Below are 25,173 nucleotides of genomic sequence, written 5' to 3'. Positions count from 1 at the left end.
CGCCGTCGCCCCGACGCTGACAAGCGCGATCGCGATCCTGGCGATCGGCGAGCCGGGCCATGTTCGCGCTTTCAACTTGTGGCGGGAAAAAGGGAGCAGCAGCCAAGCGCCGAGAGGAAAAAGCCCGGTTCCAAAACCGCCCAGACGATCGTCGCAAGGAGAAACAGCCCGTAGGCGAGCGCCGCGTCAGCGAAGCGTAGCCAGAAAAGCACGCCGATCGCGATGAGCGCGACGCCGGCCAGCAGATAGTAAACCGAGCCGTGCAGGAGGGCGAGCTGCGCGCCGCCGATCGCCATCGCGAGACCGAGCAGGATCAGAAGGGACCCAAATATATAGGGAGCACGCGGACTACGACCGGGCCGGCTAGCGGCGGATACAGCTTCTTCAGCCATGTTCCCATTTCCTGATGGCCAACCGCGTCGATGCATGCGCCCGGTCTCCTGTCTTCCTTCGAAGGCGACGATTACGCGGGGTTTCTCGCGGCGCGAACGATCATGCGACGTCTTGTCGCGTCTGGCTTGGCGGCCACCCGGCTTCGCAGATACTAACGAATGGCCGGTGTCGAACTCGGCGGAGGCCGGGCACGCCGACCGAAACCGGCGTGCCTCGGGGAACACCCGAGTCGAACACCTCTGCGTTCGTCGATATCGACGAGTGGTGGAGGTCCGGCGCCAGGCCGCCGGGCACGGCACCCTGCCCGTGGCCGCGCCGATGGCATAGGGCGCCGCTGTCGCTGCCGACGAAGGACGTCTTATATCGTAGCCATGGGAGACGCGCTCCAGGTGGTGCTAACGCTGCCATGTCTCCACCACTACCCGGCCAGGTCTTCGCCGCCACGGCCTTGGTCGCGTCCGCCAAGCCGTTTGAGGGATCGCCGGGGACGTGAGAATGCGCCAGAGCTGCTTCCCGGTCGCCCCCTCGAAAGCAGTCATATAAACGCGCGTGTCGCAGCCGTAGGCGCCGCCATGGCAGATAACCGCATCATCAAATCCCCGCAGGGCTTGTTGACGAAGCGGTAGTCGTGCGTTTCGACGGCCATAGGGCTCCAGGCGGCTGGCCGCTACGCGCATCGATGGCGATCAGCCGGCCGTCCGGCGCGCCGACCAGGATGCGTCCCGCCCACCAGGCGAGGCCGCGTATGCTCGGGCGGTCGCGCAACTTGAGCCGGCGAGTTCCACAGCCTTCGAACCAAGAGACCGAGAGCATGCAGCCGGCGCCGGGACCGAGGGCGCGCACGATGCCGTAGCCGGTCGCCATCTAAGGAACGCCGTCAACCTCGATCGGGGCGGTGACCCACTTACCCGGCACCAGATCTCGAAACCATGCGAGCCCGAGCTTTCGGGCGTTGGCGCCCTCAATCGCGGTACGCGGGCTGTCATGTCGCGCGCTATAGGCCTGGTCGTAGGCGGCCCGATCCTTACCGTCTTAATGATCGGTCAGCTCCTGCGTACGAGGTCGGCGTGCGGTTTCATACGGGTTCGACGACGATGCAGGTGATCGATGAGGGACGATGTCGCGTCGGGTTCGTAATCCGCTACAGTTCTCGGCGCCTGCGGCGCTGTTGGCCGAACCGGCTTCAGCGTCCGACGCGGGATCGCGGATGCTTTGCGGCACGATGCGGGCAACCGCGAAGTCAAACATCATGTGGAGAGACAGTGGCACGGCCGCGCTCGCCGCCCATCAGCTTCGGCGGCCAGGACCTGATCCAGTCTGGGTGTCGGGCTGCTTAACTCGCTCCTGCCGGCGCCCCTTGTCCGCCGAATACCGTGTCGCGCATCGCCGGGGTGAACAGCGTGTGTGGATAGCGTCGTCCGACAGTGCTGACCACGTCGAGCCGTTCCTGCTGCTCCGGCGTCAGCACGACTTTGAGCGCGGCGACGTTCTCGACCATCTGTGCCGCGCGGGTGGCACCGATCAGAGTGGAGGCGACACCTTGCCTCCCGACGACCCACGCCAGTGCAACCTGCGCGGGCGTAGCACGGGACTCGTCTGCGATCGCGAGAACAACCTTTCGGATGAGCGCGTTGCGTGCGGTCGGTTTAAGCAGGCCGAACGGGCCGCTCTCCTCGTAGTCGTGGGATGCGGTAGCCGCGTCGTCAGTCCGCTCGCGCCGCGCGAGCAGGCCGCCGCCAAGCGGACTCCACGGAACGATCGCGAGACCGAGATCTTCGGCCGCATCGAAATGCTCAAGTTCGATGCCGCGTTCGGCGAGCGAATATTGGAGTTGCAGCGCGACCGGTCCAGGTACTCCGTGCGCTCCGGCGAGCGTGGCCATCTTTGCGACATACCACGCCGGCACGTTGGACAGGCCAAAATGACGGATCTTACCCGCCTTGACGAGATCGACGAGCGTGCCGAGCACCTCCTCAACGGGGGTGACCTGATCCCAGATATGGATCCAGTAGAGATCCAGATGATCCGTCCGTAGCCGCTTCAGCGATCCTTCAAGTGCCGCTCGAATGTGGCGACCACCGTTGCCGCCCGTGCCGTCAGGCGACGCGAAGCCGCATTTGCTCGCTAAGATGATCCGGTCGCGGATGCCGGCGCCGAGGAAGTCGCCTAGCATCTCCTCGCTGCCATAGACGTCGGCAGTGTCCACGAAATTGCCGCCCGCGTCGGTGTAGATCTCGTACATCGCCCGGAGCGCGCTGCGATCTCCCCCGCCCCAGCGGCCGGTTCCGAGTGCCAAGGGACTGACTTCGAGGCCTGATCGGCCAAGCACGCGGTAGGCGGTCAGGTCCATGGTCGGTTGCTCCGATAGTTCGCGACGGGAGAACAAGAGGTGTTGGCAACGGCTCGGCGAACGGCTCAAGCGCCTGAATGCCGGAAGCGAGCTGATTACCACGTCCCATGTCAAGGTTTGCGGGCGTTTGGGGAGGGCCGCACGGTCGGACGGCCTGATACCAAGTCGCTGGGGGCTGACTCACGGCAGGCTTCCCGAGCGGCCGTTGGCATGATTCAAGATCGCGGGCTGAGGGAGGTTCGCGGTGGCGGCGGCGGTGCAGTTGCGGTGGGACTTCGATGGGGCGGCGTTGCGCAAGCTGGCTCGGACGAGCCGCGATGCGAAGCAGGTACGGGCTGCTGGCGCTTGCGGCGATCTACGAGCGCGAGAGCCGCAGCGAGGCGGCGCGGGTCGGCGGTGTCACGCTTCAGATCGTGCGGGACTGGGTGGTGCGGTTCAACGCCGAGGGTCCGTCCGGGCTCATCGACCGCAAGCCGCCGGGCTGCCGCCCGATGCTCAGCGCCGACCAGCGCCGTGCCTTGGCGGAGATGGTCGAGGCAGGTCCGATCCCGGCGGTGCATGGCGTGGTGCGCTGGCGCCTGATCGACCTGGCACAGTGGGTGTGGGATGAGTTCGCGCTGTCGATCAGCAAGCAGACGCTGAGCCGCGAGCTGCGCGCGCTCGGCTACCGCAAGCTGTCGGCACGGCCGCGCCACCAAGCTCAGGATGCAGACATCATCCCCGTTTTTTAAAAGACTTCCCAGCCAAGCTGGCGGCGATCCGCGCGCGGCTGCCCTACGGCACGGCCGTAGAGCTGTGGTGGCAGGACGAGGCACGCGTCGGCCAGAAGAACGGCATCGCGCGGCGATGGGCGAGACGCGGCACGCGGCCGGCGGCGGCGTAAGATCAGCGCACCGCGTCCGCCTACATCTACGGTGCGATCTACCCCGCCGAGGGCAAGGGGGCGGCACTCGTCCTGCCCCGCTGCAACACTGAGGGCATGACGCTCCACCTCGCCGAGATCTCTACAGCGGTGGCCTCCGGCGCTCACGCCGTGCTGCTGCTTGACCAGGCCGGCTGGCATGGCGCGCGCAACCTCGTCGTGCCCGACAACATCGCCCTCATGCCGCTGCCGCCGCGCTCGCCCGAGCTCAACCCCGTCGAGAACGTCTGGCAGTTCATGCGCGACAACTGGCTCTCAAACCGTGTGTTCGGCTCCTACGCCGACATCCTCGACCATTGCTGCCATGCCTGGAACAAGTTGATCGACCAGCCCTGGCGCACCATGGCCCTCGGCCTGCGCCGCTGAGCTCATGCGTCATGACCTCAGGGACTTGGTATTAGGGTCGACAGGCGCGAGGTTGAATCGCGATGCGAGGAGCTGTCGAGCAGATCGTCCTCGTCATCGCTAATCGGAGGCAGCCGGCCGAGCCACTCTGGCGCGACACGAACGTGGCAGGTCACGCAGGAGCAGCAGCCTCTACAAAGTGCGAGCAGTTCGTCGAAAACGGCGTCGCGGATCACCCCATCACCGAAAAACCGGCCTTATACGTCATGCGTCCCGCCCTCACGCGTCGTGACGGTTAGCCACGGCATTAGTAGATCACGACCGAGCGAATGCTTTCGCCCTTACGCATGAGATCGAAGCCCTTGTTAATCTCGTCGAGGGTGAGGACGTGCGTGATCATGGCATCGATCTCTATCTGGCCATTCATGTACCAGTCGACGATCTTTGGCACGTCTGTGCGGCCCTTGGCCCCGCCGAACGCTGTGCCTCGCCAGTTACGCCCCGTCACGAGCTGGAACGGCCGCGTGCCGATCTCGCGGCCCGCTTCGGCGACGCCGATGATGATCGAGGTGCCCCAGCCGCGATGGCACGCCTCCAGGGCGGTCCGCATTACCTCGGTGTTTCCAGTCGCATCGAAGGTGTAGTCGGCACCGCCACCGGTAAGCTCGACGAGCTCTGCGATGGTCTGCTCTCGTGACAGGCTTTTAGTGTTGAGGAAGTCGGTCATGCCGAACCGGCGGCCCCATTCCTCGCGATCAGGGTTGATGTCGACGCCGATGATCCGGCTCGCGCCGGCAAGCCTGGCGCCCTGGATTACGTTGAGGCCGATTCCGCCCAGACCGAACACGACGACGTTCTCGCCAACCTTGACCTTGGCGGTGTTGACCACCGCGCCGACGCCTGTCGTCACGCCGCAGCCGATATAGCAACTGGTCTTGAACGGCGCGTCCTCGCGGATCTTCGCAACCGCGATCTCCGGCAGCACGGTGAAGTTCGCGAAGGTCGAGCAGCCCATATAGTGGAAGATCGGCTGGCCCTTGTAGCTGAACCGGCTGGTGCCATCGGGCATTAGTCCCTTGCCCTGAGTGGCGCGGATCGCGGTGCATAGGTTGGTCTTGCCCGAGAGACAGCTCTTACATTGGCGACACTCGGGCGTGTAGAGCGGAATTACGTGATCGCCGGGTGCGACGCTCGTCACCCCCGCCCCCACCTCGCGCACGATGCCCGCGCCCTCGTGACCGAGGATCGACGGAAAAAGCCCCTCGGAGTCGAGCCCTTCCAACGTGTAGGCGTCGGTGTGACAGATGCCCGTCGCCATGATCTCGACCAGCACTTCGCCCGCGCGGGGGGCCTCAAGATCAAGCTCCACAATCTGGAGCGGGCGCTTCGCCTCGAACGCCACCGCTGCACGCGTCTTCATGGGTGATAATTAGCTCATAGTCCTTGCTGTCGAAACGTGCGATTGAGCAATGAATTATTGCATGTTTGGGATAACGCGTGCGACCAAGATGGGATGGGATTGATGAGTTCGTCGCCGTCGCAACAGCTGGGAGTTTCGTCGGCGGCGCACGCCGGCTCGGCGCCTCCACCTCGCAGATTAGCCGCGCCATCGCCGCTTTTGAGGAGCGGCTTCAAGTGCAGCTCTTGTACCGTACCACCCGCCAGGTCGCCCTGACCGACGTCGGCCGCGCGCTGTTCCAACGCTGCCAGGATGCCGCCCGCCAGCGCGACGAAGCCCTCGCACTCGTTGGGGAGACGGAAGAGCCGCACGGCGAACTCCGCATTACCTGCGCGACCGCCTTCGGATCACGCTACGTCGCGCCGATCATGGCTGGCTTCCTGCTGGACAATCCCAGGGTCGCGGTTACGCTGGACCTGTCGAATCGCGTCCACGATCTCGTTGCCGAAGGCTATGACCTCGCGATACGAACCGGCGTGCTGAGCGACTCCAGCCTCACCGCCACTCGCATCTCCTCGCGCCGCCTCTGTCTGTGCGGCGCCCCCGCCTACCTGGCTCGGGCGGGACGTCCCGTCGCTCTGGACGAGTTGGCCCGGCACGATTGCCTGCTCGGCACGGCGTCGACATGGCGCTTTGAGGTCGACGGCTCCGAGCGCTCATTTCGGCCGGAGGGGCGCTGGCGGTGCAACAACGGGGATGCGGTCTTCGAGGCGGCGGTGGCGGGACTCGGACTATGCCAGCTGCCCGACTTCCAAGTCCTGGAGGCGATCCGAGACGGACGGCTGGAAATGCTGCTGGCCGACTTTGCCCCGCGAGATCAACTGATATGGGCCGTTTGCCCACAGCAACGCCACCCGCTGCCGACGGTCCGCGCGTTCATTGCGACGTTGCGCGCCAAGCTTGATCCCGCACTCGGACGGGCCGTTGGCGACGTCTGAAGACGCTGGCTTTCATCTCAAGGGGAGGGCGGCTGGCATCAGCCCGCACGCTGCGCCATAGCCTCCACCGGAAGATGAAGCAGCCAGCCGGTACCGCTGTTCGCGTGCGTCCGCCAGTTCCTCGCGCACGAACTTGAGCCCGGCGACGTTGTGGCGATGGGCAACCTCTCCGCCCGCAAGGTCACCGGCGTCGCCGAAGCGGTGCGGGCTATCGGCACCAGCATCCTCTACTCGCCGCCATACTCTCCCGACCTGAACCCCATCGTGCAGGTCTTTCTCAAGCTCGAGGCGCTGCTCCGCAAGGCCGTCGCCCCAACCGCGAGGCCGTCCAAACCAGCATCGGCCAACTGCTCGATGCCTTCCGCTCGACTGAGTTACGGAACTATCCGCAAAACTCACAGTACGCCATCAACTAAGGCAGAATACGCCTTAGCAGCCGCGACTGCACCGGTGGCCGAGGTTCGGGTGCACGTCCTATTGCCGCATCAAGTCGGCCAACGTCTTCCCGGCTACAATGAACCCGACCGGCAGGGCCCGACAGCGCCGTCCTGCTTATGGCAGCGCATGTTGTGCTTCTCGAGCCCACTCCCTAGGGTCTCGTCCTCGCCGCAACGATCGGGTGAAGCGCCATGTCTCATTCTCCTGTAGCAACCGCCGCGGCCGGCCTGCTGGGACTCATGCTCATAGCGGCGCCTGCGCCGCTTTTGGCATCGCCGGCGTCGGCAGCCAGCCATAGTGGCGTCACACCTCGTTACGTGCAACGGGCAGTACAGCAGGAAGGTGTCGTGAGCGCCCCGGCCGCCGCTTTGTGGAGCGTGCTGACGGACTGGGGTGGCGTGATGAAGTGGTGGGTGGCGGTGCCTGGAAAGCCGAAGGCGCCGATGTTGAGCTGCAGCCTCGTCGCCGGTCAGACCGAGCGGCAGATTCCGCGGACCCGCCGGTGCCTGTTTGACCCGGCGAAGATGAAGGGATTGATTCCTCCACCCGAAGTCGGCGATCCGAACTTTGTTATCCCCACATCGATTGACGAGACGCTTGTTCACGTCGACAACAAAGCCCGTTACCTTGTTTATGTCTACTCTGCTAACTTCCATCCCGGATCCACGACGATGCAAGTCGTCGACGAGGGCCGTTGTCGCGCCCGCTTCATCATCCGCTACACGTCTCTGGAACCCGACGGTACGCCCGGTGCCGTACCGGCTCCAGCGGCGGATGCGTTCGGTCCCGAGGCGGACTACCGTGGCGTCAAATATTATGTTGAGAAGCAGTGGCACGGACGAGGTGGCTGCCGATGACCCGGTGATCCCGAGACCGGCGTTGTCGAGGCTGCGATGTACCCAGCGACCTGGACGAAATCAACGGATCGTCTTGACGTTGACCAGCTCGATGGTGCCGTCGAGTGGCTCGACATACGCGCCGATTCTTCGGGAACTTCATCGCTTCTATTAAGTTCGTCTGGATCGTAATCGTTGTCCCCCGGCAAGCTTCAGCTTGCCGTCCGAGAAGGTGCAGATCGACAGCTCGCCAGGCACGGGCCCGGCACCGGCTGTCTTCTCGAACAGGCGCTGCCAGATTCCGCGCGACGCCCACCGGTTATAGCGGTTGTCGTCGGCGGCCCATAGGCAGCCGGAACTTCGCGCCACCGGCGTCCGGTCTTCAGCACGTGCAGGATGCCAGAGATCACCGTGCGATCGTCCACCCGCGGCTTGCCCGGGCGCCCATGCGGAAGATGAGGCTCGATCGCCGCCCACGCCCCATCAGACAGCCAGAACAGATGCCGTGCCATAGCCGCTCCTGCCCGAACCCATCAGAAGCAGCTATTATCGCAGCACCACAACAATCTGTGCAGGTTCTCAACCTAGGCGACGCGGCCATGACCAAATAGAATAGATCGAGAAAAGTGCGGGCCTTAAACATCCGGTAGATCTGACCGATGCTGAAGGGCGCTATAGCTTGCACCTGAGTGTTACGCGGCGTCAGACTAATGCCGTCATTATTCGCTGGAATGTTTGTTGACTGCCTTCCGGGACGGAAGCCGGGACAGGGCAAATTGACGACGTCTCGCCGGCCGCCGTCGGGCACTATGCTCGACTCCTGAAGCCACTTGTCGGTTAAGCGATGCACGGCTAACGTCTGTGCTCTCCAGAAAGAGGGCTGCGCAGTCGGCCCTGATCTTCGCGGCGGGCAACGGGCCAGAAACGTGCGCATGCGTGCCCAGCGTGCGGCAAATCGCCTCTTGCGAGCGCCTGCGTCAGCTTTATTTCTCTGACCCCCCAACCTCCTGACCCCAACCTTGATGCTCGCTGTGTAAAGCCGCGTAACAAGGGGCCAAGTATTGGCGCTCGGCCATGCTCACGCATGCAAACGCAATCGCGTGATCACAGAGGATTAGCTTACGCAAGCGCACATAGATGCATCAGAATATGTAATTACCTAATAAGGCTAGGGTTTGAGGTCTAAATTACTCGCCCGCTCCAGGATCCTGCGAAGACCAGCCAACGGCCGCGCTGAGCCACTTGAGGGCGTCGCCCAGCCTAGCCTGATCGCATTTGGGCGAGACGGACGATCTCGGACGGGTCCGGCGGCTGTGAACGAGTACTTCATGCGGGACGCTTCACCGGGTCGTGGCGGGTCGAGGCCGCTCCGGTGCAAAAGCCTCGGCAAGGTCGCGGTCCATCTCAGACCACTCTGCCTTGCACGACCAGATGGGCGGCCGCTGCTCGTCGTACCTGGATCGGAGGCTTGGTGCCACTGGTCTGACAGAGATCCGCCTAACGAGCGGCGGGACGACCAGGTTTCCGGAGACGGAGTCTGACGGGTGATCCGCGAGTGGTTCAACGTCAGTTCTTGAAGTCGGCTCGCGCGAACGGGCCACGCCCTGGAATGGCTTGTGCGGCGCACCATTTCATTGCACCATTGCTTCTGACGATCTGGAGGCGCCATGCGGGCCGGCGGTGCATTTGACGAAATCTTCGGGGCGGATGGTTCGCCTCGTCAGGAATTCGCGGCCTTGGCCGAGTGGCTCGCGCGCATGCCGATCGACGACTTCAAACGGCGGCAGGACGCGGCCGAACTCGCCTTTCGGCAGATCGGCGTCACCTTCGCGGTCTATGGCGAGGAAGAGGCGGCGGAGCGGATCATCCCTTTCGACATCCTGCCGCGCCTGTTCAGCGCGCCCGAGTGGGCGACGCTCAGCCGCGGCCTCGAGCAGCGCGTCCTCTCGATCAACGCTTTCCTCCGGGACATATATGGCGAGCGGCGCATACTAAAGGACGGCGTAATCCCTGCCGACCTGATCCTGCGCAACCCGCAGTTCGCCGCTCCCATCTCGGACATTCGGCCGCCCAAGGGCATTTTCGCTCATGTCTGCGGTATCGATATCGTCCGTACGGGGCCGACCGACTTCTTCGTGCTGGAGGATAACGTCCGCACGCCGTCGGGCGTTTCGTACATGATCGAGAACCGCGAGGCGATGCTACGGCTGTGCCCGGAACTCTTCACGCTGTTTCCCGTACTGCCGGTCGACGGCTATCCGGACGCGCTGCTGTCGGCCATGCGCTCCGTCGCGCCCGATCGGTCCAGCCGCGAACCGGTGTGCGTGCTGCTCACGCCCGGGCCGTTCAATTCCGCCTTCTACGAGCACAGCTTCCTCGCCGACAATCTCGGCATCGAACTCGTCGAGGCGGCCGATCTCGAAGTCTCCGACGACGTCGTCTGGATGCGCACCATCTCGGGCCGGGTCCGCGTTGACGTGATCTACCGGCGCATCGACGACGATTTCCTCGATCCGCTGATTTTCCGGGCGGACTCGCTGCTCGGCGTGCCGGGGCTGATCTCCGCCTATCGGGCGGGGAATGTCGCGCTGGTCAATGCGCCGGGTACCGGAATCGCCGACGACAAGGCGATCTACAGCTACATGCCCGAGATCGTGCGCTACTACTCGGGCGGCGACGCACTGCTTCCCAACGTCGAGACGTTCCGCTGCCGAGAGCCCGACGCGCTCCGCTACACGCTCGACCACCTAGACGAGCTGGTGGTAAAGCTTGTCGACGGATCGGGAGGCTATGGAATGCTCGTCGGCCCGACTGCGAGCCGCGACGAAGTCGATCATTTCCGCGCGGCGCTGAAGGCCGAACCGCACCGCTACATCGCGCAGCCGACTCTCGCGCTCTCCACCTGTCCGACGCTGACCGAGAGTGGCCTGATGCCGCGCCACATCGACTTCCGCCCCTTCGTGCTTTCCCGCGCCGACGGTGTTACCATCACGCCGGGCGGGCTCACCCGCGTGGCGCTGCGCGAGGGTTCGCTGGTGGTGAACTCAAGCCAAGGCGGCGGCACCAAAGACAGCTTCGTGCTGGGTGCGCCGTGGATGAGCCAGTCCCAGTCGCTGGACGGTATGCACCAGAGCCAGATCTTGCCCGACCTCCAGCTCAACCCGCCCGGCGGCGGCGCCGGCTGATGCTGTCGCGCACCGCCGCCTCGCTCTACTGGCTCGGCCGCTACGTCGAGCGGGCGGAATTCACCGCCCAGCTGGTCGAGGCGACGTTGCGCCTCGATCAACTCGCCGCGCGCCCGGCGGGAAGCGACGCCTGGGCGTCCGCACTGGCGGTCGCGTCCGCCGATGGAGGCTTCACCGCATCGGGCGAGCGGATGGATCCTGCCGCCGTTACGCGACACTTGCTGCTGTCCACTGCCAATCCAAGCTCTATCCGCTCCTGCATCGAGGCTGCGCGCCACAACTCGCGTGCAGTGCGCACCGCGCTGTCGCGAGAGGCGTGGATCTCGATCAACCGCGCGTGGATCAGCGTCCGCGAGCGCCTCCAACTCGGCAATGCCGAGGAAATCCTGACGCTGGTGGAGGAGGTGAAGTCCGATGCGCGCGGCTTCGAAGGTGCGCTCAACCGGATGCTCCACAACGAGGCGCGCGCGTTCATCGCGCTCGGTACTGCCGTCGAGCGCGCGAACGGGACCGCGCGCCTGCTCGACGTCAAGTATCACCTGCTGCTGCCCGAGGGCGAGCCGGTCGGCGGGGCGGTGGATCGCGATCAGTGGACGGGCATCCTGCGCACCGTTTCAGCCGTCACCGCCTATCGTTGGCTCTACCGCGAAGGGTTGAAGCCGTGGCTGGTCGCCGAGCTCCTGATCCTGCGCGACGAACTGCCGCGCTCGCTGACGAACTCCATCGAACGCATCGGGACGCTGCTGACGCGCATAGCCCAGCGCACCGGATGGCAGGGCGAGGCAGACCGATTGGCGCGGGCTCAACGCCGACAAATGCGGGAGACCAGCGCCGCCGCGCTGTTTCAGGGCGGTCTCCACGAGTATCTGGACCGCTTCCTCGGTGAGATCGCCGAGCTTGACCGCGCGATCTCGCAGCAGTTCCGGTTCACCTGATGCGGCTGCACGTACGCCACCGCACGACCTATCGCTTCGATCAGCCTCAACAGCGGCTGGTCCAGCTCGCGCGCCTGACACCGCCGAGCTTCGCCGGCCAAGCGGTCACGGGCTGGGACATCAGCGTCGACTGCGACGCCCGTCTGCGGCGGGCACGCGACGGCTACGGCAATGAGACCACCATGATCTATGTCGATGGCCCGCTTGAGTCGTTGACGATCGAAGTCACGGGCGAGGTGCTGACTGAGGATCGCTCCGGCATCGTTCAGGGCACGACCGAGCCGCTGCCCCCCGCCGCCTTCCTCCGCCCGACGCCGCTCACCCAGGCCAATTCCGCGATCGCCGCGCTGGCGTCGGACGCGCTTGCAGCGGGCGACACGGCGCTCCCGCGGCTCCACGCGCTCGCCCGAGGGCTCGCCGGGACGATACGGTTCGACGCGCGCGGCATGGATGTCCGCCGCACTGCCGCCGAGGCGCTATCGCGCGGGCACGGCGTCTGCCAGGATTTCGCGCACATCTTCGTCGCCGCGGCGCGTGAAATGGAGATCCCCGCCCGCTACGTCTCGGGCCACCTCTACCGCCGCGACGGCGCGGACGAGCAGACCGCCGCGCATGCTTGGGCGGAGGCGTTCGTCGAAGAGCTGGGCTGGGTGGGCTTCGACGGCGCGAACGGCATCTCGCCCGACGAGGCCTATGTCCGCGTCGCGGTTGGCCTCGACTATCGCGAGGCGGCGCCGATCGCCGGCGCGCGCACCGGTGCGGGCGACGAACGGCTCGACGTCGCCGTGTCCGTGACGCAAGCCGACGCGCAACGACCGAGCTGAAGGAGAGAGCTGCGGTGACGTACGGGCTCGGTATGCTGGTCGACGATGGACTGGTGATGATCGCGGACACGCGCACCAACGCGGGCGTTGACGACATCTCGACCTACCGCAAGCTCCACCTCGTCGCGAGCGGCCCCGACCGCCTGCTGGTGGTGGCGAGCGCCGGCAATCTCTCGATGACGCAGCGCATCCTGGCGACGCTCGCGGAGGGACTGCCGCCCGCGGAGGAGGGTGCTCCGCCGCGTCGGCTGAGCGACGTGCCTTCGATGTTCCGCGCCGCGCATCTCGTCGGCGAGGCGATGGCGATCGCGTCGGACCGGGTTGCGGCGGGGCTGGCGGCGCAGGGGATCGCGACTGGCGTGTCGCTGCTGCTGGGAGGCAGGGTCGGGCATGAGCGGCTGCGGCTCTATCTCTTCTACGAGGCGGGTAACTTCATTGAATGCCAGCGCGACAAGCCCTTCCTCCAGATCGGCGATATTAAATATGGCAAGCCGATCCTGGACCGTTCGCTGCGCCACGACATGCCCGTCAACGAGGCGGTCAAGATCGGGCTCATCAGCTTCGACTCGACGATGCGGTCGAACCTGTCGGTGGGCCGACCGCTTGATCTGATGGTCATTCCCGCCGACGCCGAGGCGCCGGTCGTCTCGCGGCGGATCGAGGTGCGCGACATTTATTTCGACGACCTGTCGATGCGCTGGTCCATGCTGCTCGACGAGGTGCGGGCCACCATCCCCCAGCCCCCCTTCCTGGCGCCGGACTGAGCTACAGCACCCCTTCGATCAGGCCGAGCGCCTGCGCCTCGGAAGCCTCGATATACCAGTTGCTGGTGGCACGCTCGCGCACCTCGTCGAGCGATACCTGCGATCCACGGACGAGGTTGTCGAAGCCTTCGTCCTGTATCGCGATCGATGCCCTGATCTCGTTGAGCTTGGCCTCGACCGCCGCGACGCAGGTGGTGAGTGGTCCGTTGATCGGGAGCGTCGACGCCATCAGCCGCTCGTGGATCATCAGCCGCGTCCCGCGGGTAAGATAGCGGTTGGCGCGCGCGAAGAAGCTCATGAAGGTCGTGCCGGCCGAGTATATCGCCGCCTTTCCCAGGAAGATAAACCGGCGCCCGGGCTTGAGGTCACTGTGAAACCGCACGTCCTCGCCCATGAGGCGCGCGACTTCCGGGTCACCGCCCAAAGTGGACAATTCGATCACGCACAAGCCCTCCTCCGACGAAGCATCGAGCTGGCGACGGAACTCGGCATACATCACCTGATCGACGGTGCCGGACAGCAAAACCTCGGGTCGGTGGAAATCGGAGGGGGTGAGTGGCCTGGCTTCCATGGCGCTTCAAAACGTTGGGGATGAGGATGTTCCGCAGATACCGATGCGTTTGCCGAGGTAAAGAGCCAAGCATCCCGGACGTCGTACGCGTCCGTAAGTGCGGCAGTGAGATCCACTCGCCCTATCCAACACAAGCTTAGGTGTGAAAGCCTACAACTCCTGCGCTCGACGGCGCCGATCCTCGTGTAAAGCAGAATGACCTTAGGAATGGTTTGACAAAGCGTTGCTGATCCTGGCCGGGCCTTCGAAACCCGGAAGCGTGGTCGCCTGATGACGGCTCCGAAAGCGCGCGTCTGGTCGGCGGCGCCACGGGCCAAGGACGCCTCCGCCGCGAAGAGGAGAGGTGGCTCGGGGAATCTGCACAGCGGGGATAAGTGGATTGCCGATCTGACAGCGGCCATGCTGGCCGCGAGCAGGAGGCAAGATGAGCAAGCGACCGCGCCGGAACCACAGCCCGGCGTTCAAGGCCAGGGTGGCGCTGGCTGCCGTGAAGGGCGAGAAAACGCTGGCCGAGCTGGCGCAGCAGTATGACGTGCATCCGAACCTGATCAACCAGTGGCGGGCACGGCTGCTTGAGGGGGCAGCGGACGTGTTCGGGTCGGAGCCCACAGCGACAGAGCCAACCGTCGATGTGACGGTGCTGCACGCGAAGATCGGCGAGTTGACGCTGGCGAATGATTTTTTGGCCGGTGCGCTCGGCAAGGCCGGTCTGTTGCCGAGCGCAAAGCGATGATCGACCGTGGTCATGCGCTGCCGCTGGTTGCCCAGGTGCGGCAGCTCGGGATCAGCCGCGGCAGCATCTACTATCTGCCACGCGCTGTGCCGGGCACTGACCTGGCGATCATGCGGCGGATCGACGAGCTGCACCTGCTCTATCCGTTCGCCGGCAGCCGGATGCTGCGCGACCTGCTCCGGCAGGAGGGCGTGAGCGTTGGTCGGCTGCATGTCGCGACGCTGATGAAGCGGATGGGGTTGGAGGCGATCTACCGGCGGCCGAACACGTCGAAGCCGGCACCGGGGCACAAGATCTATCCATACCTGCTGCGCAAGCTGGCGGTGACGCGGCCGAACCAGGTGTGGGCAACGGACATTACCTACATCCCGATGGCTCGCGGCTTCGTCTACCTCGTCGCCATCGTCGACTGGTTCACCCGGCGCGTGCTGGCGTGGCGGGTGTCGATCTCGCTCGAGATCGCGTTCTGCATCGAGGCGCTGGAGGAGGCGATCGCCCGCCACGGCAGGCCGGCGATCTTCAACAGCGACCAGGGCGCGCAGTTCACGAGCACGGCGTTCACCGCCGTCCTGCACCGCGAGAAGGTCGCCATCAGCATGGACGGAAAGGGTCGCTGGCGCGACAACGTGTTCGTGGAGCGCCTCTGGCGCTCGGTGAAATACGAGGAGGTCTATCTCCACGCCTACGCGTCGGTCCCCGAGGCTCGCGACGGCATCGGCCGCTACCTCGGCTTCTACAATGCCGTCCGACCGCACTCGGCGCTAGGCGGCAGAACGCCCGACCAGATATACTTCAACCACCCGCTTCTCGCAGCGGCATGATCAACCAGCGGCAGTCCACTTATCCGAGCCGCGAGCCTGTGCAGACAAACCGAGCCACCTCTGAGGCACGGCACAGACTTACGCCACCCCGGCATTCTTTGATGCAATCAGTAGAGACTGGTGCGCCACGCAGTCTCAAGCGATCCCATCTCATGGGCTAGACCTGGGACAGGGGAAGGTTCGAGCAGTTCGCGAGCCGGCCGCCGGCGCGCCTCGCCACACCGCAGATCGAGGAGGTCGCCCAGCTACAGATTACACCCAAGGCCGCCTGACCAGATGCGGCCCGGGACCACACCCGAAGTTACACCAGTTTGACGGACACAACCAGCGCGACAGCTGATCAATGACGTGGCGCTGTTCCATGCGCTCGATCTCGGGGTGTGGGGCTTGCGGATACTCATGCCGAAGGCGCGTAGCGCTTAACTGGTTCAGCGTTGCGCCTAACTCGAGCAGGTCCGCGATGGCATCCGCATTGAGGTCCGGGCATCATCCTCGTCGCCAGAGCCCGAATCGGCCAAGGTGTGCTAGTCCTGACGATCAAGGACGAGACCGACATCGCCGACGGCATCATCTGGCCCGAACGCCTCTAGGCGCAGCGCCGTATCGTCATGTCGGCGGTGATGATCGGGATCCGTGGCCGCGTCGAGGGCAAGGTGATCCACCTCGTCTCCGAGACGACCGTCAACCACGCCCGACATGCTCCGCCGCGTCGGCGACATGGATTCTAGCACCGCACCGCACCGCACCGCACCGCACCACACCGGGCGCGGCGATGGCGCCAAGCACGCCGGGTGCGCCGGATCGAGGCGACAAGGCCAGCCCGCGGCCGCGCGACTGCTACTGGCCGCCGCACGCCGACGGCATGGACCCCAAGGATGCCGTCGTGCGGGTCAAGGACCGCAACTTCCGCTGATTGCAGGTGCTGCCGCTCTCGCGCCAGAGCCGAGTGGTCATCGGCCTCTGGTCCGCATCTTGCGCGATGCCATGCTGCCTTCGACCGAGGTGCGCGTCGACACGCTCCCGGTACGGCTAGCGCTGCGATCCCCGCTGCGCCATTGTCCCGAGCGTTGGCCGCTGACGATGTTCTGGGATGCGGCCGCTCGAGATAACGACATCGGCCGGGCGCGGGGCTGCACCGCCAGCTTCAACGGGATCGCGCGGCAGCTACGCGCTGCCGGTCGGCATCTAGGCTCATAGTTATAGCGCATTCGGCCGGACCCCATTACGCTGGCTCCAACGGTGATAATTTGCTTGTTAGCTGACGGCGGGCTCGAGGATGCGGATCGTCCCGACTTCGGCGTCGATCTCGGCGCGGACGCCTACCGGCAGGCTGAACTGGTTGGCGATGTGGCCGAAAGCGGCGCCTTCGTAGACGGGGACTCCGAGCGGCGCGAGGTTCTGCTGCAAGACCTCGGAAAGCGTGAAGCCGCCGTAGGATTGGCCGTCGCCCTGGCACTTGGTGCACTGGCCGAACACGACGCCCGCGACGCGGCCGAGTATGCCCGCGAGCCGCAACTGCGTGAGCATGCGATCAACGCGGTACTCCGGCTCCTCGGTGTCCTCGACGAAGAGGATCGCTCCGGTGAAGTCGGGCAGGTACGGCGTGCCTAGCAGCGAGACGAGCACCGACAGGTTGCCGCCGAGCAGCTTGCCCCTCGCCTTGCCAGCGCGGATTGCACGCGTCCGCCAGCTCCGCTGAACCAGCCGATCGTCGTGCGCCTGTGGGTTAGCGTAAGTGGGGGTCGCTGCATCGAAGGCGAGCGCGCGGAACGGCTCCCACGAGTCTTTGCCCCACGAACTCGACGCATTCGGGCCATGGACCGTCACGAACCCGGCGCGCGCCGCAAAGGCGAGGTGCAGCGCGGTAAGGTCGCTGAAGCCGACGAGCAGCTTGGGATTGGCCGTGATTGTGCGGAAGTCGAGAAAGGGCAGGACGCGCGCGCAGCCCCAGCCGCCGCGGATCGCGAAAACGGCCTTCACTTCGGGGTCCGCGTACATCGCGTTGATGTCGGCGGCGCGATCGACATCGGTGCCGGCGAGATACCCGTAGCGATCGCCGACGTGCCGCCCCGGCTTCGGCACCAGCCCCATCGCGCGGATCGTCTCCTGCACGAAGCGCATGTCGTATGGATCGTCCGGGAAGAAGGCAGGCTCGATCAGGCCGACGACGTCGCCCTGCCGTAATCTCGGCGGCTTGCGAACGGCAGTAGGGGCGAGGGCGGCGCGCAACGGAGCGGGTCCGGCGGCCATCGCTGCCGCCGCCCAGCCGATCACCTGCCGTCTGTCGATCACAGGCGCGTCGCCATCGTCTCGTCCATGCCGCGCAGCAGGGCGAGCGTTCCGGGATCCTTGGCGCGATACTTGAGCGCGGCCTCCGCTTTCCGACGCGCACCCGTGCGGTCGCCGGCCGCGAGCAGCGCCTGGGCATAGGCTCGCCCAACGGGATAATACCAGGCGGGCGGATCGGGCACGGCGGAGAAGTCGTCGCCTTCCTGCTGCTCGGCCGCCCGCGTGAACGCATTCGCCGACTCGGTGGGGCGCTTCTCCAGCATCGCCGCGCGCCCGGCGAGCACGTCGCGCGCGATGAACGTCATCTGCTGCGCCTGCGCGGAGCCGTCGTCGGCGGAGAGCTTGCCCTTGATCCCCTCGATCGCGCCGGCCTCGCGGCGCACACCGGCGTCATCGCCCTTGCGCGCCAATGCCTCGCCGCGCGCGTAGTGCCACGCCGCCGTCAGGATCGGCAGCTTGGGCACGGGCAGCGCCAGCACCTCCGCAGGATCCGCGAAGCGCGCCAACCCGAAATAGCCGTTCGCGGCGAGGAATTGGCTGAACAGACCGGCAGCGTCGCGCTTCTGCGAGCGCCCGACGAGCGGCCGGCCGAGCATCAGCGCGGTGGTGGCGTCGCCCGCCTCCAACGCGCCGCCAAGGCCGTAGGTGACGTTGTGCGCGTGGTAGGACAGGCTCCATACGGCATCGGGCGGGGGCAGGCCCAGCGCGTGCGCATTCTTGACGTCGAGCGCCACTAAGCACACGCTGGTATCGGCGGCGTCCTGGTAGCGGCCGACCCAGTAGTAGGTGTGGCTCGGCATGTGGATGAGGTGGCTGGCGCGCAGCGCCAGCGCGGCTGGCCGATCGGCGTAGGGTTCAGCCTCAGCCGGCAGGTCGGCAATCTCGGTCGCGTGGATGTAGAAGTATATCGCGGGCGTATAGTCCGGGCGACGCGTCAGCACGACCTCTAGCAGCGGCATCGCCATGCCGGCGCTGAGTTTCCATTCCTCGTTATTGTCGTCCGTCATCAACCAGGCATCGGCCGCCATGACCGCGATCTCGTCGTCGGCGGGGTACTGGCCCGCCAGCGTGGTCATCGCTTTGGCCAAGGCGAGGGCGCCGGGTTTGCCACCGCCGCCTTCCTCGTAGCGGAGCTGGAGCGCGTGGACCATCGCGCGTTCGCGGTCGGTGCCGTGCGCCTCGGCGAGTTTGTTCGCCTTGTCCGCCAAATTGGCAAATGGCTTCACCTCGTCCCCGGACTTGCCGACGTTGATCGTCGGCCCCGACGCCCACGCTTGGCCCCACAGGCACGTTCGGATCGCGCCGCCTCCGCCATCGCCCCCCTCCTGAACGATCATGTACCGGCGACGGAGCTAGACCTCGCCAAAGAGTTTTTCACAAACTGGCTATCCGATCAACGGCTAAGATCGATCGCGTGCTTGGCATTGATCCTTGTAATACCTCACGGCGAATGATGTAGCATCTCGGGGCGGGGTATAACTTCGCTCCAGCCCATCCGAGAAAACCAGCATGGCAGATGCCAAAGGTGTTGCGACCGTCGTTCAGTCGGTGCTCCAGGAGATCGGCGTGGCGGGCACGCCGAAAGTATCGAAAGATGGCAAGTCGGTGACAGCGCCGCCCGACGACCCGCAGGGCAAGCCCGTGCACGTGTTAGTCGAGGTAGAGGATTTGCCGTAGGTGAGAGCTGATCGCGCTGCCGGGCGAGCGAGAGCTAGTCGAGCGCCGAGATAGGCTAGGCCGCCGGCGTCTTCCGACCTAAGCGGAAGCCGCTGAGCCGAGATGGCATGATCGTGTCCGCAGCCACGAACACTGGATTCGCGGCGGCGGACACGATGTCGTTGAGCGAGCTACCCGGCAGTCGACACATTGCCCTTGAAGTCGAGCCCGACGGGCGTTGTACGGCCGTCCTTGACAGCTGTGCCGCGCCAAACGCCATTGCTGTCTTTTCTGAGCGGTGAAACCTTCGTGAAGCCGGATCTCGCGATATGGTCTTGTGCCTGCTTTTCGGTAAAAGAGTTCGCGCCCGTTCGCGCACCGCCGTCGTCAACGGTGTGCACAGTCCTCGTCGCGCTGTTGTTCTTCGCCACGGGCTGAGCGGCAACAGGGAGCGCCAACGCCAGTAAGGTGACGGCAGCAGCTATGCGGATGGTCATGGTCATAGTGCGTCCTCCTCTCAGCGAGTCACGCGGTCGTAGCGGTCGCGCTCGGCATCGATCTGCTCGGGCGTGTAAGCGGGCGCGTGCTCGTCAAACGCGGTCCAGCCTTCGAGACGGTAGTGGTCGCGACGCTCGCCGACGTCTACCGCGCGCTGGTCGCCGAGGATCGCGCGCGCGGTAGGCACCAGCTTCTCGTCGACCTTCGCAGTCACCAGCGTGCCGCCGCGCCGCACGCCCTCGGCATAGACGTGCGCGTCGTCGGCGGGCACGCCCGCGTCGGTAAGCGCGCCCACGAGGCCGCCGGCCGCCCCGCCGATCGCGGCACCGCCTACGACGCCGACCGCCGTTGCTGCCAGCCAGCCCGCCGCGACTACGGGGCCGAGCCCGGGGATGGCGAGCAGGCCGAGGCCGGCGAGCAGCCCACCCGCGCCGCCGATCGCGGCACCGATCCCTGCGCCCGCGCCGGCGTCGCCCGCCGGGTCCGTTGCGGCGGCATGCTCGCCACGGCCGTTACTGGCGACGATGCTGACGTCGCGGTGCGGTACGCCGGCGGCTTCGAGGTCCTGCACGGCGCGGCGTGCGTCGTCGTAGCGGTCGAAGAGTCCGGTCAGTGTTTGGCCGGTGAGTGTCTGGGTCATGATGCTCTCCTTGTCGCGATTGCTGGCGAGCCGCCTCGGCGGACCGGATGCCGGCGGTTCAGCGCGCCGTGCCGCGGATGACGAGGTGGTAGAGGAACAGGACGACGACCGCGCCGACCACCGCCACCAGCAGGCTGTAGAGGTTGAGCCCGGTGACGCCGGCCTCGCCGAACTGGTTGAACAGGAAGCCGCCGACGACCGCGCCGACGACGCCGAGCACGACGTCGAGCAGCACGCCCTCGCCGGTGCGATTCACGATCTTGCTGCCGATGAAGCCTGCGATCAGGCCGAGGATAATCCAAGCGAGTATCGACATAGTCCGTCTCCTAATGTCCTCGGACGGGGTCCGATGGAAACGGGAGCTAAGGAGTCGGTAATCGTCGCCAAAGATGCGGGTGCACCCGCCGCGTGGGTGCATCGGCACTAGTGAACGCCTCAGTCAGACGTACCAGCGCCGATCTGATGGCCGCGGTCGCGCGCCCAGATGATCGCCTCGGCTCGGCTGTGGGCGCCGATCTTGGCGTAGAGCCGGGCGACGTGGTTGCGCACCGTCGTGCGCTTCAGCGAAAGCGTGTCGGCGATCGCGGCATCGCTCTTCCCCCGGCTGATGAGTGCCAGCACCTCGCCTTCGCGTGCCGTAAGGCTGACGGCCGCCACGTCGGTCTTCTCGGGGCTGCGTAACGCGGCAAGCCGGTCCATGATCTTCTGGCTGAGCCATGACGAGTCCTGCATCGCACCCTCGATCGCGGCGATAAGATCAAGCTCCGTGCGCTTGCGTTCCGAGATGTCTTGGAGCGCCGCGAGGATGCAGTGCTGGCTGTTGATCGTGACTGTCTCGGCCGAGACGAGGCAGGTGACTAGCGCGCCGTCCTTGGTCTTCAAGCGCAGTTCGTGATTGCGAAAGCTGCCGCTCTCGCTCACCCGGCGCTCGATCTCGCGGCGTGTCGCGCTCGTCTCCCACAGCTCGATATCGGCGGGCCGGCGGCCGATCACTGCCTCGTAGCTCCAGCCGGTGAGGTTGAGGAAGGCGTGATTGGCGTTGAGGATGCGGTGCCCGTCGAGGCTGGAGAGCAGCATCGGCACCGGCGCGAAGCGGAAGGCGGTGGCGAACCGCTCCTCGCTCTGGCGCAGCGCCTCCTCGGCGCGGCGGCGGGGCTCGAGGTCGGCGAAGGTGAAGATCATGCATGGCTCATTGTCCTGCATCTCGGCGGGATGGCCAGCAAGGAGCACGAGCTTGCCGCCGCCGCTCGGCAACGGCAGCTCCGCCTCCATCTGCGGCACGGTGCGGCCCTTGCCGAACAGAGCCTTGGCCTCCTCCTTCCTGACGGCACCGGCGAGGATGTCGAGCTCGTATATGGTGCGGCCGACCACCTCATCCTCGCGCCAGCCGGAGAGTTCGAGAAATCCCTCGTTGACGCGGACGAAGCGCAGATCGTCGATGCGCGCGATCAGCGCCGGCGCCGGGTTGGCGTTGAACATGCTCTCGAAGCGCTCCTCCGCCTCGTAGGCCTCTGTCGCGTCGCAGATGACGAGGACAAGGCAGTCGGGCTTGCCGTCGGCGTCGTTCAGGATGAAGCCCCGCTCGCGGTGCACCCAGTCAGGCTCAGGATGCCCCGTTCGGCAGACGTCGAGAACCACATCCTCGAAGGCATCGCCGGCGAGTAGCCGGTCCATCGGATAGGCGTCGGCGGGCACGGCGCGGCCCCCGCGATAGGCGAGGCGGAAGTGGCGACGATAGCCCGCTGTGGTCCTGCCGAGGTCCGACACCTCGGAGCATCCGTGCATCGCCAGCGCCGCATCGTTCGCCCACACGATGCGCCCGTCGGGTTCGATCAGGATGACGCCGTCGCTAAGCCCGGCAACAATCCGGTGAAGCTGCTGTCGGTTCGGCTGGTCGGTCGTGCGCTCGCCGGTCAAGTCCATCTCCCCAGGACGTCGATAACTCGGAATGAGGCCGCAATGGGAGCGTTGATCAAGCTTTGCCGGTACCGAAAGCTGCCGCTGTGCCGGTGCGCTGCCGTTATCATCCATTAACCGTCTAAGGCCATCCCGTCGGCGAGCTAAATGCCGCGGCGGCGATGACGTCCGACACCCTGATGGACCTCCTCGCTGAACGCCTGCCACGCTCGGCAGAGCGACTAGAGCGGTTTTCGATCAGTCTGCATCGTAGCCGCAGGCGGCGAAGTAGTTGGTGCGTTCCTGTTGCGAGTAGAGGTCGAGGATGCGGCCGATGGCGTTCCAGAGGCCATGGATGGTGCGCTCGGCTGCCTTTCGCAGGTGCGCCTTCAGCTTGGAGAAGGCCTGCTCGATGGGTTGAAGTCGGGGCTGTAGGGCGGGAGGAAGAGCAGCCTGGCGCCGACGCTCTCGATGGCGTCGCGCACGGCCGGCGCCTTGTGGCTCGACAGGTTATCCATGATGACCACGTCGCCGGGTCCGAGTTCAGGCACGAGGACACGGGTGACGTAGGCGAGGAAAGCGTCGGCGTTCATGGGTGCGTCGAGTACCCAGGGCGCAACCATGCCCGTGCGGCGCAGGCCGGCGACGAAGGTGGCTGTCTTCCAGTGACCGAACGGGATGTCGGCGCGCAGGCGCTCGCCCCGCCGGCAGCGGCCATGGCGCCGCGCCATGTTGGTGCTGGCCCAGGTCTCGTCGATGAACACCAGCCGCTCGGGGTCCAGGTCGAGTTGGCCGTCGAACCATTTCCCGCGCTGCTTCAGGATGTCGGGACGGTCCTGCTCGCTCGCGTGGCCGGTCTTTTTTTGCGCGTGATCCCGTGCCGGGCGAAGAAGCGCCACAGCGTGGCGATGCTGACGCTCACGCCACGCGCCACCAGCATCTCGCGCAACTCCGCCAAGGTCGGATCGGGCTGCTGCTCGATTGCGTCCAGGATGAAGGACGCATGCTCCTCGATCTTCGCCGTTCGACGATCTCCGCCCTGCGGCTTGGCCGCCGGCACGCCATGACGCACCGCCAGCTGCCGCCACCGTATCGCGCTCGCCGCGCTGACGCCGAACCGCTCGGCCGCTCGCCGGCACGACATCCCACCTTCAACGGCAGCAACGACACGATCCCGAAGATCACGCGATAAGGCTCGACCCATCCATGCCAGCCTCCTCCGCCAGCATGGATCATGAATCAGAAAATCCTAGCCGTGTGAATCCCAGCCGATTCAGCCCGCTCGAAAATCGCTCTAACGGGCGCCGTGATCAGGAGCGGACGCCATCATGTCCTAAGCAACAGCAGCCGCTTGGTAACGCTCGTAGCTGGAGCGAAGCTGCCTTGCGAGCGCCTCGACCATTACGGCTTCCGGTCTCTCGCACGTCGCTCGTTCGGACCGAAGGACGTCGGCGATGGCAAGCAGGCTCTGCGTCACGAGATCCACCGATTGGACGCTCGCCATATGACGGCGGAGCGTGTCTGCATCACGGCCCAGATCGCAGGCGAGATCGGCCAGCTTGTCTGTCAGGGCGGTCAGCGCATCCGCGAGCGCTAGTGCGAGCGGCCGTTCCAGCATACACGCCGCAGGCGCTGCCGCTCCGCCGGCTACTTGGCTCACCGAGCGCTCAGCTTCAGCATGGCCTGACCCAGGAAGGGGGCGGGAACCAGTTGCGAGCTTTGCCGGCGGGTGAGGCGAAAGCCGTCTTTCTCGCGCGCGAGCGTGGCGCCGCCGGCGGCGGCGAGGGCACTCAGCCCGGCAGCGCCGTCATCGTCTTCGGGCGCAATCAGCGCGCCCAGCCCCGCTACACCCGCCGCCTTGGCCAGTGATGCGAACAGTACCGAGATCGACGGACGCTCGCCGGATACGGGATCACGCCGAAGCAGCCGAATGTGCCCGTCGGGCCAGGCGTCCACGATCATGTGCGCGTCGCCCTGCGGCGCGAAATAGATGGTGCCTTGTTCGACCGCCATGCCGTCCTCCGCGACCACGACCCGCGCCGCCGACTGGCCGGCGAGCTTGGCGACCATGCTTGCGACCAGCCCCGGCCCGAGATGCTGAACCACCAGCGTTGGTGGGCAGTTCGCCGGGAAACCGGCGAACAGCTCGAACAGCGCCTTGGTATTGGCTGCATCGGCGCCGATCGCAGCAAGGCGGCCGTTCCACTCAATCGCAGGCACCGCGGCGGCGGCGGGCGCCGCCTTGCGGACCTCGACGCTCTTGGCGGACTTGATACGCTTGCCGAGCTTCTCGATGATCTTGTTCAGTTCCGCAGATGACGCGACCTTGGGCTTGGGGAAGCAATCGATCGCGCCCAGCCGGAGCGCCTCGATCGTCTCGCTGGCGCCGGCCTCGGTGCGTGTCGAGAACATGATAACCGGGATCGGCCGCGTCTCCATGACTTCGGCGAGATACTGGATGCCGCTGGTGCCCGGCATCTCGACGTCGAGCGTGATGACGTCCGGATTATGCTCCGCGACTAGCTTGCGCGCCTCGGCGGCCCCGTCGGCGAGGCCGACGATCTTGACGCCGGGGATCTTCTCCAGCGCGCCGGAGATGAGCGCGCGCATCGTCAGCGAATCGTCGACGACGAGGACCTTGGTGACGAGTGCCATGGAAGAGGTTCCTTTTTGCGAGCGC

Annotated in this window: 24 protein-coding genes and 3 pseudogenes; 11 read left to right on the top strand and 16 right to left on the bottom strand. The window is 65.8% G+C overall.

Translation table 11 applies throughout. The annotated features are described in order from the left end of the window. Positions 1–71 precede the first annotated feature (71 nt). The 3 genes from ACOFKX_RS09190 to ACOFKX_RS09180 all read right to left on the bottom strand — a co-directional run bounded on the left by ACOFKX_RS09190 (position 72) and on the right by ACOFKX_RS09180 (position 2,743). Positions 72–296: a hypothetical protein gene (locus tag ACOFKX_RS09190; RefSeq protein WP_419826695.1), complete on the bottom strand. Its 225-nt coding sequence runs from the start codon at positions 294–296 to the stop codon at positions 72–74. A gap of 688 nt (positions 297–984) precedes the next feature. Then, a complete protein-coding gene (locus tag ACOFKX_RS09185; protein ID WP_419826694.1) occupies positions 985–1,257 on the bottom strand; it encodes a hypothetical protein in 273 nt (90 codons plus the stop codon). A gap of 469 nt (positions 1,258–1,726) precedes the next feature. Further along, a complete protein-coding gene (locus tag ACOFKX_RS09180) occupies positions 1,727–2,743 on the bottom strand; it encodes an aldo/keto reductase (RefSeq protein WP_419826693.1) in 1,017 nt (338 codons plus the stop codon). A gap of 244 nt (positions 2,744–2,987) precedes the next feature. Between ACOFKX_RS09180 and ACOFKX_RS09175 the strand changes: the two are divergent. Beyond that, positions 2,988–4,031 (top strand): annotated as a pseudogene (locus ACOFKX_RS09175) (IS630 family transposase). Positions 4,032–4,048: 17 nt separating this feature from the next. Here ACOFKX_RS09175 and ACOFKX_RS09170 read toward each other — a convergent pair. Both ACOFKX_RS09170 and ACOFKX_RS09165 read right to left on the bottom strand, forming a co-directional pair. After that, a pseudogene (locus ACOFKX_RS09170) lies at positions 4,049–4,318 on the bottom strand (ferredoxin). Further along, on the bottom strand, positions 4,318–5,430 hold the full coding sequence (locus tag ACOFKX_RS09165) for an S-(hydroxymethyl)glutathione dehydrogenase/class III alcohol dehydrogenase (protein WP_419826692.1): 1,113 nt from the start codon (positions 5,428–5,430) through the stop codon (positions 4,318–4,320). Before ACOFKX_RS09165 ends, ACOFKX_RS09170 begins: the two are co-directional and overlap by 1 nt. Positions 5,431–5,507: 77 nt before the next feature. Here ACOFKX_RS09165 and ACOFKX_RS09160 point away from each other — a divergent pair, with 77 nt between their 5' ends. From ACOFKX_RS09160 to ACOFKX_RS09150, 3 genes are all read left to right on the top strand, one after another. Next, positions 5,508–6,407, top strand: a complete 900-nt coding sequence (locus tag ACOFKX_RS09160; protein ID WP_419826691.1) for a LysR family transcriptional regulator — start codon at positions 5,508–5,510, stop codon at positions 6,405–6,407. Between the two features lie 96 nt (positions 6,408–6,503). Next, entirely contained in the window at positions 6,504–7,055 is a 552-nt protein-coding gene (locus tag ACOFKX_RS09155) for a transposase (RefSeq protein WP_419827390.1), read from the top strand. A 137-nt stretch (positions 7,056–7,192) separates the two neighbouring features. Further along, positions 7,193–7,702 (top strand): hypothetical protein, encoded by a 510-nt coding sequence (locus ACOFKX_RS09150; RefSeq protein WP_419826690.1) that lies wholly within the window; start codon positions 7,193–7,195, stop codon positions 7,700–7,702. 191 nt (positions 7,703–7,893) lie between these two features. Here ACOFKX_RS09150 and ACOFKX_RS09145 read toward each other — a convergent pair whose 3' ends face one another. Next, positions 7,894–8,193: a transposase gene (locus ACOFKX_RS09145; protein WP_419826689.1), complete on the bottom strand. Its 300-nt coding sequence runs from the start codon at positions 8,191–8,193 to the stop codon at positions 7,894–7,896. Between the two features lie 1,155 nt (positions 8,194–9,348). Here ACOFKX_RS09145 and ACOFKX_RS09140 point away from each other — a divergent pair. The 4 genes from ACOFKX_RS09140 to ACOFKX_RS09125 are packed head-to-tail and all read left to right on the top strand — an operon-like array spanning position 9,349 to position 13,389. Next, on the top strand, positions 9,349–10,866 hold the full coding sequence (locus ACOFKX_RS09140; RefSeq protein ID WP_419826688.1) for a circularly permuted type 2 ATP-grasp protein: 1,518 nt from the start codon (positions 9,349–9,351) through the stop codon (positions 10,864–10,866). After that, positions 10,866–11,801, top strand: a complete 936-nt coding sequence (locus tag ACOFKX_RS09135; RefSeq protein ID WP_419826687.1) for an alpha-E domain-containing protein — start codon at positions 10,866–10,868, stop codon at positions 11,799–11,801. The genes ACOFKX_RS09140 and ACOFKX_RS09135 overlap by 1 nt, the downstream gene beginning before the upstream one ends. After that, positions 11,801–12,625, top strand: coding sequence for a transglutaminase family protein (locus ACOFKX_RS09130; protein WP_419826686.1), 825 nt, complete (start codon positions 11,801–11,803; stop codon positions 12,623–12,625). Before ACOFKX_RS09135 ends, ACOFKX_RS09130 begins: the two co-directional genes overlap by 1 nt. A 14-nt stretch (positions 12,626–12,639) precedes the next feature. Next, on the top strand, positions 12,640–13,389 hold the full coding sequence (locus ACOFKX_RS09125; RefSeq protein ID WP_419826685.1) for a peptidase: 750 nt from the start codon (positions 12,640–12,642) through the stop codon (positions 13,387–13,389). 1 nt (position 13,390) lies between these two features. On the opposite strand, the gene ACOFKX_RS09120 is transcribed toward ACOFKX_RS09125, so the two are convergent. Beyond that, positions 13,391–13,960, bottom strand: coding sequence for a peptidase S14 (locus ACOFKX_RS09120; protein WP_419826684.1), 570 nt, complete (start codon positions 13,958–13,960; stop codon positions 13,391–13,393). 424 nt (positions 13,961–14,384) lie between these two features. Between ACOFKX_RS09120 and ACOFKX_RS09115 the strand changes: the two genes are divergently transcribed. Both ACOFKX_RS09115 and ACOFKX_RS09110 read left to right on the top strand, forming a co-directional pair. After that, positions 14,385–15,514 (top strand): IS3 family transposase gene (locus tag ACOFKX_RS09115; RefSeq protein WP_419826167.1). Its coding sequence is split into 2 segments (ribosomal slippage): positions 14,385–14,646 and positions 14,646–15,514, totalling 1,131 coding nucleotides; the frame shifts between segments, so codons are not numbered across the junction. A 772-nt stretch (positions 15,515–16,286) separates the two neighbouring features. Continuing rightward, positions 16,287–16,427, top strand: a complete 141-nt coding sequence (locus ACOFKX_RS09110) for a hypothetical protein (protein WP_419826683.1) — start codon at positions 16,287–16,289, stop codon at positions 16,425–16,427. A gap of 341 nt (positions 16,428–16,768) precedes the next feature. On the opposite strand, the gene ACOFKX_RS09105 is transcribed toward ACOFKX_RS09110, so the two are convergent. Beyond that, entirely contained in the window at positions 16,769–17,764 is a 996-nt protein-coding gene (locus ACOFKX_RS09105; protein ID WP_419827389.1) for a S66 peptidase family protein, read from the bottom strand. A 38-nt stretch (positions 17,765–17,802) separates the two neighbouring features. Next, positions 17,803–19,140, bottom strand: a complete 1,338-nt coding sequence (locus tag ACOFKX_RS09100) for a hypothetical protein (RefSeq protein WP_419826682.1) — start codon at positions 19,138–19,140, stop codon at positions 17,803–17,805. A 172-nt stretch (positions 19,141–19,312) separates the two neighbouring features. Here ACOFKX_RS09100 and ACOFKX_RS09095 point away from each other — a divergent pair, with 172 nt between their 5' ends. Next, on the top strand, positions 19,313–19,480 hold the full coding sequence (locus ACOFKX_RS09095) for a hypothetical protein (protein WP_419826681.1): 168 nt from the start codon (positions 19,313–19,315) through the stop codon (positions 19,478–19,480). A 170-nt stretch (positions 19,481–19,650) separates the two neighbouring features. Here ACOFKX_RS09095 and ACOFKX_RS09090 read toward each other — a convergent pair whose 3' ends face one another. The 7 genes and pseudogenes from ACOFKX_RS09090 to ACOFKX_RS09060 all read right to left on the bottom strand — a co-directional run bounded on the left by ACOFKX_RS09090 (position 19,651) and on the right by ACOFKX_RS09060 (position 25,148). Further along, complete coding sequence (locus ACOFKX_RS09090) at positions 19,651–19,962, bottom strand: hypothetical protein (protein WP_419826680.1); 312 nt, start codon at positions 19,960–19,962, stop codon at positions 19,651–19,653. A 14-nt stretch (positions 19,963–19,976) separates the two neighbouring features. Then, positions 19,977–20,597 carry a hypothetical protein gene (locus tag ACOFKX_RS09085; protein ID WP_419826679.1) on the bottom strand — a complete coding sequence of 207 codons (621 nt, stop codon included), beginning with the start codon at positions 20,595–20,597 and terminating at the stop codon, positions 19,977–19,979. 58 nt (positions 20,598–20,655) lie between these two features. Next, positions 20,656–20,913, bottom strand: coding sequence for a GlsB/YeaQ/YmgE family stress response membrane protein (locus ACOFKX_RS09080; RefSeq protein WP_419826678.1), 258 nt, complete (start codon positions 20,911–20,913; stop codon positions 20,656–20,658). 119 nt (positions 20,914–21,032) lie between these two features. Next, the gene (locus tag ACOFKX_RS09075) at positions 21,033–22,520 is read right to left on the bottom strand and encodes a PAS domain S-box protein (protein WP_419826677.1); all 1,488 of its coding nucleotides are present in this window, start codon (positions 22,518–22,520) and stop codon (positions 21,033–21,035) included. Between the two features lie 231 nt (positions 22,521–22,751). Continuing rightward, positions 22,752–23,697: pseudogene (locus tag ACOFKX_RS09070) on the bottom strand (IS630 family transposase). 129 nt (positions 23,698–23,826) lie between these two features. Next, the gene (locus ACOFKX_RS09065) at positions 23,827–24,111 is read right to left on the bottom strand and encodes a hypothetical protein (protein WP_419826676.1); all 285 of its coding nucleotides are present in this window, start codon (positions 24,109–24,111) and stop codon (positions 23,827–23,829) included. Positions 24,112–24,149: 38 nt separating this feature from the next. Beyond that, on the bottom strand, positions 24,150–25,148 hold the full coding sequence (locus tag ACOFKX_RS09060) for a chemotaxis protein CheB (protein ID WP_419826675.1): 999 nt from the start codon (positions 25,146–25,148) through the stop codon (positions 24,150–24,152). Between the last annotated feature and the right edge of the window lie 25 nt (positions 25,149–25,173).

Source organism: Sphingomonas sp., from assembly GCF_965200105.1.
GTDB lineage: Bacteria > Pseudomonadota > Alphaproteobacteria > Sphingomonadales > Sphingomonadaceae > Solisphingomonas.
This window is presented reverse-complemented; position numbering and strand designations above follow the sequence as displayed.

Coding starts and splice junctions, on each gene's coding strand:
- ACOFKX_RS09190 (WP_419826695.1), bottom strand. CDS start 296: ATGGCGATCGGCGGCGCGCAGCTCGCCCTCCTGCACGGCTCGGTTTAC.
- ACOFKX_RS09185 (WP_419826694.1), bottom strand. CDS start 1,257: ATGGCGACCGGCTACGGCATCGTGCGCGCCCTCGGTCCCGGCGCCGGC.
- ACOFKX_RS09180 (WP_419826693.1), bottom strand. CDS start 2,743: ATGGACCTGACCGCCTACCGCGTGCTTGGCCGATCAGGCCTCGAAGTC.
- ACOFKX_RS09165 (WP_419826692.1), bottom strand. CDS start 5,430: ATGAAGACGCGTGCAGCGGTGGCGTTCGAGGCGAAGCGCCCGCTCCAG.
- ACOFKX_RS09145 (WP_419826689.1), bottom strand. CDS start 8,193: ATGGCACGGCATCTGTTCTGGCTGTCTGATGGGGCGTGGGCGGCGATC.
- ACOFKX_RS09140 (WP_419826688.1), top strand. CDS start 9,349: ATGCGGGCCGGCGGTGCATTTGACGAAATCTTCGGGGCGGATGGTTCG.
- ACOFKX_RS09135 (WP_419826687.1), top strand. CDS start 10,866: ATGCTGTCGCGCACCGCCGCCTCGCTCTACTGGCTCGGCCGCTACGTC.
- ACOFKX_RS09130 (WP_419826686.1), top strand. CDS start 11,801: ATGCGGCTGCACGTACGCCACCGCACGACCTATCGCTTCGATCAGCCT.
- ACOFKX_RS09120 (WP_419826684.1), bottom strand. CDS start 13,960: ATGGAAGCCAGGCCACTCACCCCCTCCGATTTCCACCGACCCGAGGTT.
- ACOFKX_RS09110 (WP_419826683.1), top strand. CDS start 16,287: ATGGCGCCAAGCACGCCGGGTGCGCCGGATCGAGGCGACAAGGCCAGC.
- ACOFKX_RS09105 (WP_419827389.1), bottom strand. CDS start 17,764: ATGGCCGCCGGACCCGCTCCGTTGCGCGCCGCCCTCGCCCCTACTGCC.
- ACOFKX_RS09100 (WP_419826682.1), bottom strand. CDS start 19,140: ATGATCGTTCAGGAGGGGGGCGATGGCGGAGGCGGCGCGATCCGAACG.
- ACOFKX_RS09095 (WP_419826681.1), top strand. CDS start 19,313: ATGGCAGATGCCAAAGGTGTTGCGACCGTCGTTCAGTCGGTGCTCCAG.
- ACOFKX_RS09090 (WP_419826680.1), bottom strand. CDS start 19,962: ATGACCATGACCATCCGCATAGCTGCTGCCGTCACCTTACTGGCGTTG.
- ACOFKX_RS09085 (WP_419826679.1), bottom strand. CDS start 20,597: ATGACCCAGACACTCACCGGCCAAACACTGACCGGACTCTTCGACCGC.
- ACOFKX_RS09080 (WP_419826678.1), bottom strand. CDS start 20,913: ATGTCGATACTCGCTTGGATTATCCTCGGCCTGATCGCAGGCTTCATC.
- ACOFKX_RS09075 (WP_419826677.1), bottom strand. CDS start 22,520: ATGGACTTGACCGGCGAGCGCACGACCGACCAGCCGAACCGACAGCAG.
- ACOFKX_RS09065 (WP_419826676.1), bottom strand. CDS start 24,111: ATGCTGGAACGGCCGCTCGCACTAGCGCTCGCGGATGCGCTGACCGCC.
- ACOFKX_RS09060 (WP_419826675.1), bottom strand. CDS start 25,148: ATGGCACTCGTCACCAAGGTCCTCGTCGTCGACGATTCGCTGACGATG.